This is a genomic window from Sphingomonas sp. BE123 (assembly GCF_031456015.1).
In the GTDB taxonomy this organism is placed as follows: Bacteria; Pseudomonadota; Alphaproteobacteria; order Sphingomonadales; family Sphingomonadaceae; genus Sphingomonas.
The window spans coordinates 1,341,933-1,353,166 of sequence record NZ_JAVDTW010000002.1 but is presented as its reverse complement, the minus strand read 5'-3'; the positions used below and the strand labels follow the sequence as shown (position 1 = coordinate 1,353,166).

Sequence of the window (11,234 nt, the reverse complement as noted above, 5' to 3'; positions counted from 1 at the left end):
CATGAGCCGCGCGCGCATGTTGCTGGTGGAGGATGACGCGGCGCTGGCCGAGCTCCTGACCTATCATTTCCGGCGCGAGGACTTCGATGTCCGCCACACGCCGGATGGCGAGGAAGCGTTGCTGCTCGCACAGGAATCGCCGCCCGACATCGTCCTGCTCGACTGGATGGTCGAAAGCCTGTCGGGGATCGAGGTGTGCCGCCGCCTGCGCCGGATGAGCGAGACGGCCAATGTGCCGATCATCATGCTGACCGCGCGCGGCGAGGAAGAGGATCGCGTTCGCGGGCTCGAAACCGGCGCGGACGATTATGTGACCAAGCCCTTTTCGCCGCGCGAGCTGGTCGCGCGGGTCGGCGCAGTGCTGCGCCGGGTGCGTCCGGCCCTGGCGGGCGAAGCACTGACCTATGCCGACATCGAGATGGATACGGTCGGGCACAAGGTGCGCCGCGGAGGTGAGGTCGTGCCGCTCGGCCCGACCGAGTTCCGCCTGCTCAAGCATTTCCTCGAGCATCCCGGCTGGGTCTTCTCGCGCGAGCGTCTGCTCGACGCGGTCTGGGGCCATGACAGCGATATCGAAAGCCGCACGGTCGACGTTCATATCCGGCGGCTGCGCAAGGCGATCAACATCGGCAACCGGCCCGACATCATCCGGACGGTACGCTCCGCCGGCTATTCGCTCGACGCGGGTAACTAACCTCGTTTCGACCGGCCCGCCCGGCGGGTCGGCTGAACGCGCCGGTCGCCGGGCAGCATGGAAAGTCTTCGCCCCTGAAGCGTTGGTGGATCGAGCAGTTGCTCCCGATCCCACCCCTGTCTTCAGGAGACGATTGATGAAATTGATCGCATTCGCGGCCGCGCTCGCCGTCGCCGGTACCGCCGCCGCCCAGGATATGCCCATGCCCGCCGCGCCGGCGGCCCCGGCCGCAACCCCGACGGGCGACGATCCCGTGGGGGGCTATCAGCCCGCAACCCCGCCGATGCCGACCCCGCCCCAGCCCGGCGCGACGATCGTGTTCCAGCAGGCGCCCGCGCCGGACGTCGCCTACCCTGCCCCGGCACCGATGGCGCAATATCCCATCTGCAAAAAGGGTCAGTACGACAATTGTCGCCAGCGCGGCGGCTGACCGCCAGCGGGCACGGGCTCCGGCCCGTGTCCGCGTCCCTACCCAACCCCCGCGATCCACGCTGCGCGACCGCCGCGGGGTGGGCGAGCCGAGCGATAGGGGCCGAGCGACCGATATGATTGCCGGCCGGTCTGGTCCTTGCCCGACTTGCCAACCGCGCACGCGCGCCGCATAGCTTGACGGAAACGTCAAGCTGGAGGGGTTATGAGCATCAGTTTTGCCGGACGCGTCGCGATCGTCACCGGGGCCGGTGGCGGCCTGGGTCGCGCCTATGCGCTCGAACTGGCGCGGCGCGGCGCACGCGTCGTGGTCAACGATCTGGGCGGATCGCGCGACGGTACCGGTGCCTCCGACGCAGCCGAGAAGGTGGTCGAAGAGATCAAGACTGCGGGCGGTGAGGCGATGTCCAACGGCGGCAGCGTTACCGACTATGCGCAGATGCAGGAAATGGTCGCGCGCGCTACCGAAGCGTGGGGCGGCGTCCACATTCTGATCAACAATGCCGGCGTGTTGCGCGACAAGAGCTTCGCGAACATGGAGCCGGAGGATTTCCGGTTCGTCGTCGACGTCCACCTCAACGGATCGGCGAATGCGACCAAGGCGGTCTGGGCGACGATGCGCGACCAGAATTACGGACGCATCCTGATGACCGCGTCTTCGACCGGCCTGTACGGCAATTTCGGGCAGGCCAATTACGGTGCCGCCAAGCTTGGCCTCGCGGGGCTGACCAAGACGCTGTATCTTGAGGGCGCCAAGTACAATATCCGCGTCAACACCCTCGCCCCGACCGCCGGGACGCGCATGACCGAGGACATCTTCCCGGAAGCCGCGTTCAAGGCGTTCACCCCGGAGAGCGTGGCACCCGCGGCGCTATTCCTGGTCAGCGAGGACGCCCCGACCAACGCCATTGTCGGCGCGGGCGCGGGCGTGTTCCAGGCGGCCTATGTCACGCTGACCCAGGGCGTCCGGCTGTCCGGCGATGAGATGAGCCCGGAAGGGGTTGCTGCGCATTGGGCACAGATCACGGACCGTACGGGTGAGATCGTGCCCAAGTCCGGCGGCGAACAGGCGATGACCATCATGGCAAAGCTGCAGGGCTGAACCCTCGCCACACGCACCACGCTGATCGCATGGCGTGCACGAGCGTATTGCAACAGCAATACACTTATGGCAGTCTCTCCGTACAGGAGGGACTGCCATGTACAGTGAAGTCGATCTGAACAGCGCGGTGGAGGCGGGTGCGATCAGCCCCGAAGCTGCCGCCGCCTTTCGCGAACATATCGCAACGGTGCGCGCCGCGCCGATCGCGGACGAGGAACATTTCCGGCTGCTGACCGGATTCAACGACATCTTTGTCGCGATTGCCGCGACGCTGATCCTTGTCGCGGTCGCGAAGATCGGGGGCGAGATCAGGCCATGGCTCGGCGGGATCGCGGTCGCCGGCCTTGGCTGGGCGCTGGCCGAGTATTTCACCCGCGTTCGCCGCATGGCGCTGCCCAGCATCCTGCTGCTGCTTGCCTTTGTCGGCGGCGTCGCCGCGACTCTGGTCGGAATTGTCGCCGACAATGTCACGCTGCTCGAAACCTATGTCGGCACCGACAATGAAACGCTTCAGCGGCAGGTTGCGGCGGGGATCGCCGCCACCGTCGGACTGGCGACCGCACTGGCAGCGTGGCTGCACTGGCGGCGCTTCATGGTTCCGATCACCGTGGCCGCGGGGGCAGTTGCGGTGGTCGGCGTGCTGATTGCGCTGATCCTGATCGCCATCCCCGACGCCAAGACATGGTCGCTGCCGATCGTACTGGGCGGCGGTATCCTGATGTTCCTGTTCGCGATGCGCTGGGACATGTCCGACCGCGAACGCCGGACGCGTCGCTCCGATGTCGCCTTCTGGCTGCACCTTGCTGCGGCGCCGATGATCGCGCACCCGATCTTCCAGATGTTGGGCGTGTTTGACGGCGCGATCCAGCCAGGAATCGCGGCGGTCGTCATGCTGCTCTATGTCGGCTTTGCGCTGGTTGCCCTCGCCGTGGATCGACGCGCGCTGCTGGTCTCCAGCCTCGCCTATGTTCTCTACGCGATGTACGCGCTGCTCCAGACGGCAGGCGCCGTTGAACTGGGCGCGGCGCTGACCGCACTGGTGATCGGATCGGCACTGCTGACGCTTTCCGTCTTCTGGCAGCCGATGCGGCGTGTGGCGATCGCGCCGCTCGGCGGCCTCGCCGACCGGCTTCCCCCGGTTCCGGGTCACGCGCCGGCATTTGGCTGACCCCGCGCGTCGGGCCGGCCGGAGCGCCGGACGTCGCGCCAATATTGTTGCATTTACGCCGCGGCTGTCTGGATTCGCCAGACAGCCGCTTTGCTACGCGCAAAATGAGTAGCAGTCGCGTTGCGCGCTCGAAACGAACCGCCTTTATCTCCCCGCCGAGGGGATATTGTTATTTTGTTGCGCGAGACAGTACCAGTCGGTGGTTTCGGGGCCGACCATGCCTGATCATGGCGCAGCTATTCGTGTCGAACGGCACGTTGAGCCATCCGGGCCCGCGTTCGATCTTGCGATCCTCGATTTCACCGTCGGCACCATCGCGTCGGCGCTGACCGCCTTCGGCAATCTCAACAGCGCGATCCTGTTTGCGGCGACGGCACGGGCATGCGGGCCGTTCGGCACCAACGGCGAACGGCGTCAACCGGTCAGCATCAACGCGCTGGCAGCGTCGCTGGGGCGCCCGTTCGAAACGGTTCGCCGTCACGCCAATGCGCTGGTCGAGGATGGTCTGATCGCGCGCAGCCCCGATGGCCTGTACGTCGCACTCGATTCCGTCGTGGAACCGCGCGTCGCCGCGCTGGTCGATTGCTGCCATGACCGCATGGTCGCGCTGGTCGATCAGGCGCAGCATCTGGGCGACACGCTGCCCGGTCCCCATCCGGGCATCGCCTATGACCCACGGGTCGGTATCGGCCTTGCCCTCGACCTGCTGCTTGCAGCGCTCGAATGCCATGGTCAGCGCGAGGAAACCCCGCTGCGCCTCGCCTTGCTGCTCACGCTTGAGCGCGCCGCCCTTCGCGCCGCGCTCGACGCATCCCCGTCCCAGGTCATCCGGACAAGCGATGTCGCCCGCATGCTCGATCTTCCCTACGCCACGGCGTCGCGCAACATCGATGCGCTGGTCGCTTGCGGGCTGGTCGGACGCGATGGCGGCCATCTCGCGCCGGTGGCGGATGATGCGGCAGTGGCAGCACGCATGGCGCTGGCCGGTCGTGCGCGCGTGCTGATCGCTCGCCTCGCACAGGCCGGATTCCCGGTAACGGCCCCGACAACCGCCTTGATCCGACCGCGGCCATCGCTCGCGATGGCAGGCTGACCGGGGCACGACGGAACCGCTCCGCCGCATCGACTGTTCCTTCCGGGAATACACATCCCGAGGAGTAGCCAATGCCCAGCCCCCAGGAACTCGCCGCCAAATTCTGGAGCGCACTCGATAGCGACCGCACCCTGTTTCTCGGTCTCGACGGGGTGCGCGACGGCCACGCCCAGCCGATGACCGCGCTGCGCGATACCGACCGCGATGGCGGCCCGATCTGGTTCTTCACGACCAAGGATAACGGCATCGTCGCCGCCCTGTCGGAAGGAAATCGCGCGATGGCGCATTTCGTGTCGAAGGGGCATGATCTGTGGGCGACGATCCATGGCAGCCTGGTCGCCGACAATGACCGCGCGGTCATCGATCGCCTCTGGAACCCGTTCATTGCGGCTTGGTATGAAGGGGGCAAGGATGACCCCAAGCTCCAGCTGCTTCGCCTCGATGCCGAGCATGGCCAGATCTGGCTCAACGAAAACAGCCTGTTCGCTGGCGTCAAGATGCTGCTCGGCGCAGATCCCAAGGCTGACTATCGCGACAAGGTCGCCGATGTCTCGCTCGCCTGACCCGGTGCTGCCCGGCGGCAATCGACCGCAAGGATAAGTTGATTGCGCAGGGCGGTTGCCACCGCTTAAGGCCGGTCCGGCGCCGGGTCATCGGGACCCGCCGCCGGACAGGATCACATGGCCGCTCACCCCTTTTCCATTCACAACTACCGCGCCTATTGGATCGCCCGCCTTGCTTCGACGCTGGCCGGGCTATCGATGGTCGTGGTTATCGGGTGGCAGGTCTACGACATTGCCCGCGAGACGATGGGGATCCGGGAGGCGGCGTTGCAGCTCGGCCTGGTCGGGCTGGTCCAATTCCTCCCGCTGCTCGCGCTGACGCTGGTTACCGGCTGGGTTGCTGACCGGCTCGACCGGCGCTGGATTGTGCGTGCCGCGATCGCGCTCGAACTTGGCTGCGCGGCTGCACTCGCTTGGTTGACCCAGACCGACACGATCACCCTGCCCGCGCTGTTTGCCATCGCCGCCCTGCTCGGGGTCGCGCGCGCGTTCATCAGCCCGGCGCAGCAGGCACTTGCGCCCAATCTGGTCCCCGCCGCCTCGCTGCCCACCGCAATCGCGCTGAGTGCGCTGGCATGGCAGGTCGGGTCGATCGGCGGCCCGGCAATGGGCGGCTATCTCTACGCGGCGGGGCCGGCGCTGCCCTATTGGGTGGCCACCGCTTTGTTCGGCGTTGCACTGCTGATGATGATGCTGGTCACCCCGGTGGCGCGCAGCACCATCGCGCGCGTCGGCAATCCGATGGTCCAAATGGTCGAAGGCCTGCGCTATGTCCGACGCAACCGCCTGGTCCTCGGCGCGATATCGCTCGACATGTTCGCCGTCCTCCTCGGCGGCGCCACCGCGATGCTCCCCATCTACGCCCGCGACGTCCTGATGATCGGCGCGGACGGACTCGGCCATCTGCGCGCCGCCCCGGCGGTCGGGGCCGTGGCAGTTGCCCTGATCCTCTCCTGGCGACCGCTCAAGACCAATGTCGGAGTGAAGATGCTATGGGCCGTCATCGGCTTTGGCGTCGCGACGACGATCTTTGGCTGGGCCGGTCCGGTGATGACGCGCTGGTTCGGGCCGACGATGGTCGGCAGCGAACTGGCGCCAGCGGTGCTGGTGTCGATCGCTGCGCTGATCGCTTTGGGCGCGTTCGATATGATTTCCGTCTATGTCCGTTCGTCGCTGATCCAGCTCCACACGCCCGATGCGATGCGCGGCCGGGTTGGGTCAGTGTCGACCCTGTTCATATCCAGCTCGAACGAGTTGGGCGAGGCGCGTTCAGGATTCCTCGCCTCGCTGATCGGTCCGATTGTCGCGACAGCCGGCGGCGGGATCGCCGCCATCTTGGTAACCGCGCTGTGGGCACGTATCTTTCCGGAACTGCGACAGGCGCGGACCTTTGATCCGCCCGCACAACTGGACAATTCCCCGCCAGAGGAGATCAAGGCATGAAAGCGAACTCGATCCTCGAAACGATTGGCAACACGCCGCATATCCGCATGAGCCGGCTGTTTCCCGACAGCGAGGTTTGGATCAAGTCGGAGCGGACCAACCCCGGTGGTTCGATCAAGGATCGCATCGCACTCGCCATGATCGAAGCGGCCGAGGCAGATGGCAGCCTGAAACCTGGCGGAACGATCGTCGAACCGACCAGTGGCAACACCGGCGTCGGCCTTGCCATGGTGGCCGCGGTGAAGGGCTACAAGCTCATTCTTGTCATGCCCGAAAGCATGAGCATCGAGCGGCGGCGCCTGATGCTCGCTTACGGTGCCAGTTTCGACCTCACGCCGCGCGAAAAGGGGATGAAGGGCGCGATCGAGCGCGCAATCGAGATCGTCGACGCCACCCCCGGCGCCTGGATGCCGCAGCAGTTCGAGAACTCCGCGAATATTGACGTGCATGTCCGCACCACCGCGCAGGAGATTCTGCGCGATTTCGCCGACAGCCCGCCGGACGTGATCATCACCGGCGTGGGTACTGGCGGACACATCACCGGCGTCGCCGAAACGCTCAAGCAGCAATGGCCGTCGCTGAAGGTTTTCGCGGTCGAGCCCGAGCTGTCGCCGGTCATTTCGGGGGGACAACCGGGCCCGCACCCGATCCAAGGCATTGGCGCAGGCTTCGTCCCCAAGAACCTGCATACCGATGCGATCGATGGCGCGATTCAGGTCGATGCCGCTGACGCGAAGGACTTTGCGCGCCGTGCGGCACGTGAAGAAGGGATGCTCGTCGGCATTTCCTCGGGCGCGACTCTGGCGGCGATTGCCAAGAAGCTGGGGGACCTGCCGACCGGCTCGCGCGTGCTCGGGTTCAATTATGATACAGGTGAGCGCTATCTTAGTGTTCCGGACTTCCTTCCGGAGGCCTGAAAGACTCGCAATCCGCCCCAAAATGGATAGGCTACCCTGAGTCGGGGAACGCGGATTCCGGGGGGAAGTCGTGCGAAATGCAATGATCTGTGCGAGCGTGATGCTCGCAATCTTTCTGGCCTGGCCGATGGTGTTCGGCAGTGACAAGGCGTCGGCGGTGCGTGCCGCCGGCGCCAAGGTTGCGGCGGTTGCCGCGCCGGCGGCAAGCGCTGCCGGGACCCGAACAATTCAGACCGGTGTGAGGCCGGCAACCGCGCCACAAGCAAAGCGGCTTGAGAGCTGCTTCAAGCGCTACGAACGCGAATATGCGCGGTGCGACGCCATCGACAGCAACTGCCGGGTCAAAGTCGCGGATCAATGGGACTTGTGCGAGGCGACCGGATTCTGGCCATGACCCGCTGGCCTTGAGGTCAACGGTAGGCCACAGGCTGGCACGCGTCGCGCCGCGGCACTTTGCGGTTCGCATCAGATCGGGTAATGGCGGGGCGCCGGCGTGACCGGCGCTTGCTGCCGCTTCAGGATCGCGCGCTACCCGTGAACTCATCTTCCGCTCCGGCAACCCTGCGCGGCCCTTCGACCGGCTTGTGGATCGTGCTGCTGATCATTGCATTCGCAGCAGTGGTGCTTCCGACCGTCGCTGTGGTGCTCGCCCCGCGCCCGGCCGCATCGCCCGTCCTGGCCGAGATCGCGCGCCCCAAGCGCGTGGTACCCGCCGCTGAACTGCCCGAGGTCGAACCGGTACGCCTTGCAGCACTATCGACGGACGATGCGCGGGCGTTCAATGCTGCGATTCCGTTTTCCACCGCGCCCAATCCGGCAGCGCGGCCGCTGGTCCTGGACGCCGGGGCCGAGGATTTCGGGCGCGCGGTGGACTGCCTCGCGGCCGCGACCTGGTACGAGGCGGGCGACGATCCGGTCGGTCAGCGCGCCGTCGCGCAGGTCGTGCTCAACCGGATGCGGCACCCCGCTTTTCCCAAATCGGTGTGCGGTGTGGTATTCCAGGGGCAGGAGCGGCGCACCGGCTGCCAATTCACCTTCACTTGTGACGGCGCAATGCGGCGGACCCCCTCCCCCGCCGCCTGGGGCCGGGCCCAGACGATCGCGCGGCAGGCGCTGACCGGTGCGGTGTTCGCCAAGGTGGGGCATTCGACGCATTATCACACCGACTGGGTCGTGCCGTACTGGAGCTCCAGCCTCGACAAGGTGGCGGAGGTGAACACCCATCTCTTCTTCCGCTGGACCGGCTGGTGGGGCACACCGCCCGCCTTCCGCCGCGGCTATGCCGGAGCGGAGCCCGTGGTGGCGAAGCTCGCGGCGCTGTCCCCCTTTCATGGCGGCGGTGAGGTCGCGTTGGCCGCTGCGGTCGATCCGGCAGCGATGCTCGATCCGGCAACCATCCCGGAGTCGGCGGTGCCCAAGCCAGTGGCTGCCGGGGGCGACAGCTTCCATGTCGCGCTGGACAAGGCACTGGGCGCGGATGCCTTTGCGGCGCTGGCGATCCGGACCTGCGGTGAGCGGGCCTATTGCAAGTTTCTCGGCTGGACCGATCGGACGAAGGTGCCGGCGGTCGGGGCGGCGCTGACCCCATCGCAGATCGAGGCGATGTCGTTCAGCTATCTGCGGGACAAGGAACAGGGGTTCGGCAAGGCGTTGTGGAATTGCGGGGAATTCAAGCGGCCCAGCCCGATCCAATGCATGCGGCGGACGCCGATCGCGGCGGCGGTGGCGCCTGCCCCGACGGCAACGCCGGTCGGGCCGGACGGGCTAAGCGGGGTGCGGCGCAAGCCGGGTCCGTCGCCCACTCCGGCAGCGAGCCCGGTCACGAGCTGATCGCGGCAGCGAGATCGCGGGCCAGCGTCGCGCCGTCGCTGGCGGCGACATCGACAACGGCGGGGCTGCTGCCCATTCCGGCGCCGGCGGTGTCGACATCGACGGTGACGAGATCCAGCAGCCGCTGAATCGGTCCCTGGGTCAGGGTTACCACCTGGACATTCTCCACCGGGACGATCCAGTCGCGCTGCGCAAGCACCCCGCGCATCACCTGCAGGCTTCCCGAGCGGAGGGCGTAGCGGTGGAATTTGCGTTGCAGCAGGGCGGTGAGCACTGGCGGCAAGGTCAGGATCAGGCCCAGCCATGCCAGCGGGGTCAACAGCAGGGCGGCGGCGATGATGCCGAGCGGTAGCGGCACCGCCAGCACCAGCGCCCGGAGGATGTGGGCCGGGGCGACAGGGCGGAGCGGCAAGCGTTCGAACGGGGGCAGACCGGCCCTGGCGACGATGGCGGCAACTTCGTGTTCGCGGGCCAGCGGGGCCAGGACCTGACGGCCGCTGGGATCGTTGCTGCCGCCAAGGGTCTGAACACTCAGGGCATTCCAGCCCAACAGACCCCGGAACGGACCCCGCTGGATCAGCGCCAGCTGGATGCGGCGCATCGCCACCACCACTTCGCTGCGGGTCAGCAACCCCCGGGTCCGGCGGAACCGGCCGATCCCGGCACGCAGCCTGAAATTCCATTCGCGCAGCACCGTCCGGCCGACCCCGGTCACAACCCCCAGCAGCACCACCAGTCCGAACAGGCCGAAGCCGGTGGAGTAGGTCAACCGGCTCTCCACCTCGCCCCGGGCGCTTTTCGCCAGATCGGCGACTTCGTCCCAGCCAAAGCCCAGCGCGTCGCCGAGAAACTGGATCGCGGTGGCCAGCGCTGCAATCCAGACCAGCGAGAAGCTGAACAGCCCCAGCAGCAGCACCCGCCCCGGCGACATGGCGAACACGTCGGTCAGAACGTCCTCGACCGGCGGGGCATCGTCGCCGGTGTCGAGGCCGACCAGCGCCCGCTTCACCGGTGCTCCGCGCAGCGCGCCGCGGAGCCGGGCGGCTTCGGACAGGGTCACGCTGTCCAGCACCGCTTCATCCTTGTCGCCGCCGCCGGTTTCGACCCGGACTTCGGCGAGGCCGAAGATGCGGGACAGCGGCCCCTGTTCGATGCCGACGTCCTGGATCCGCTCCAGCGGGATCGAGCGGCGGGTCCGGTTCAGGATGCCGCGTTCGATCACCAGTTCGCTGTCGCCGACGGCATAGGTGAAGCGCCGCCAGTTGAGCCAGGTCCAGACCAGACTGGCCGCACCGACCGCCACCGCCGCCAGCAGGATCCAGCCCAGCCCCCGGCCCGAAGTGATGCCGACCAGCGCCGGCAGGCCGACGACATTCTGCGGCGCCTTTCTGAGGAACCAGATCACCACGGTCAGCGGGTGAACGCGGCGCGGTTCGTGGTCCCCCAGCTCTTCGGGCAGCTCCGCGCTCACCACGGGTCGACCGTGAGCTGGTCGCGGATCGCGTCGCGGATCTCCTCGGCGGTTTCGCGGGCGATGCCGGGGAGATGCACTTCGCTGTTGGCGGTGCCGGCGGTGTGCAGCACCAGCGTGGCGACGCCGAACATGCGTTCGACCGGCCCGACCGTCACGTCGATATGCTGGACGCGCGCGGCGGGGACGATGGTGTGGCGGCGGGCGAGCCAGCCCGACGCGACGTGGAGTTCGCGCCCCGTCCATGCCCAGCCCCAGCGGCGCCAGCGCGCCGGGGTCGCGATCAGCACCGACCACAGGCCGAGCGGGCCGATGACCGCGGCGGGCAGCCACAGCGGGAACCAGTCGAACGCCCGGGAGAGGCCGAAGCCGGGGCCGATCGAAACGAGCGTGGCGATGGTCCAGAACAGCGCAGCGGACAGGCGCATCGCATTGAGCTGGCCGCGTTCGAGCGGGTGGAGCGGCGTGTCGGGGAGTAGCATGCCTCCGTTATGGCGGGGTGGGCGAAAGGCTCAAGGGGGTGG

General features: G+C 67.3%; 12 protein-coding genes. 10 read left to right on the top strand and 2 right to left on the bottom strand.

Annotation, left to right across the window (positions count from 1 at the left end):
- Window position 1 precedes the first annotated feature (1 nt).
- The 10 genes from phoB (at window position 2) to J2Y54_RS14590 (ending at window position 9,239) form a co-directional block, all read left to right on the top strand.
- On the top strand, window positions 2-694 hold the full coding sequence (phoB, locus tag J2Y54_RS14635; protein WP_310040778.1) for a phosphate regulon transcriptional regulator PhoB: 693 nt from the start codon (window positions 2-4) through the stop codon (window positions 692-694).
- Window positions 695-830: 136 nt separating this feature from the next.
- On the top strand, window positions 831-1,124 hold the full coding sequence (locus J2Y54_RS14630; RefSeq protein ID WP_310040776.1) for a hypothetical protein: 294 nt from the start codon (window positions 831-833) through the stop codon (window positions 1,122-1,124).
- A 204-nt stretch (window positions 1,125-1,328) separates the two neighbouring features.
- Entirely contained in the window at window positions 1,329-2,225 is an 897-nt protein-coding gene (locus J2Y54_RS14625; protein WP_310040775.1) for an SDR family NAD(P)-dependent oxidoreductase, read from the top strand.
- A 97-nt stretch (window positions 2,226-2,322) separates the two neighbouring features.
- The gene (locus J2Y54_RS14620) at window positions 2,323-3,393 is read left to right on the top strand and encodes a hypothetical protein (RefSeq protein WP_310040774.1); all 1,071 of its coding nucleotides are present in this window, start codon (window positions 2,323-2,325) and stop codon (window positions 3,391-3,393) included.
- Between the two features lie 217 nt (window positions 3,394-3,610).
- The gene (locus tag J2Y54_RS14615) at window positions 3,611-4,486 is read left to right on the top strand and encodes a hypothetical protein (protein ID WP_310040772.1); all 876 of its coding nucleotides are present in this window, start codon (window positions 3,611-3,613) and stop codon (window positions 4,484-4,486) included.
- Window positions 4,487-4,557: 71 nt separating this feature from the next.
- Entirely contained in the window at window positions 4,558-5,049 is a 492-nt protein-coding gene (locus tag J2Y54_RS14610; protein WP_310040770.1) for a pyridoxamine 5'-phosphate oxidase family protein, read from the top strand.
- A gap of 117 nt (window positions 5,050-5,166) precedes the next feature.
- The gene (locus tag J2Y54_RS14605; RefSeq protein WP_310040769.1) at window positions 5,167-6,492 is read left to right on the top strand and encodes an MFS transporter; all 1,326 of its coding nucleotides are present in this window, start codon (window positions 5,167-5,169) and stop codon (window positions 6,490-6,492) included.
- Window positions 6,489-7,409, top strand: coding sequence for a cysteine synthase A (gene cysK / locus J2Y54_RS14600; protein ID WP_310040767.1), 921 nt, complete (start codon window positions 6,489-6,491; stop codon window positions 7,407-7,409). Before J2Y54_RS14605 ends, cysK begins: the two co-directional genes overlap by 4 nt.
- A gap of 82 nt (window positions 7,410-7,491) precedes the next feature.
- On the top strand, window positions 7,492-7,803 hold the full coding sequence (locus J2Y54_RS14595; protein WP_310040766.1) for a hypothetical protein: 312 nt from the start codon (window positions 7,492-7,494) through the stop codon (window positions 7,801-7,803).
- Between the two features lie 140 nt (window positions 7,804-7,943).
- Window positions 7,944-9,239 carry a cell wall hydrolase gene (locus J2Y54_RS14590; RefSeq protein WP_310040765.1) on the top strand — a complete coding sequence of 432 codons (1,296 nt, stop codon included), beginning with the start codon at window positions 7,944-7,946 and terminating at the stop codon, window positions 9,237-9,239.
- Here the strand turns inward: J2Y54_RS14590 and J2Y54_RS14585 are convergent.
- Together J2Y54_RS14585 and J2Y54_RS14580 are read right to left on the bottom strand one after the other, a co-directional pair.
- Window positions 9,229-10,710, bottom strand: a complete 1,482-nt coding sequence (locus tag J2Y54_RS14585) for a PH domain-containing protein (protein ID WP_310040764.1) — start codon at window positions 10,708-10,710, stop codon at window positions 9,229-9,231. The genes J2Y54_RS14590 and J2Y54_RS14585 overlap by 11 nt on opposite strands.
- Window positions 10,707-11,192 (bottom strand): PH domain-containing protein, encoded by a 486-nt coding sequence (locus tag J2Y54_RS14580; protein ID WP_310040763.1) that lies wholly within the window; start codon window positions 11,190-11,192, stop codon window positions 10,707-10,709. Before J2Y54_RS14580 ends, J2Y54_RS14585 begins: the two co-directional genes overlap by 4 nt.
- Window positions 11,193-11,234: the final 42 nt, after the last annotated feature.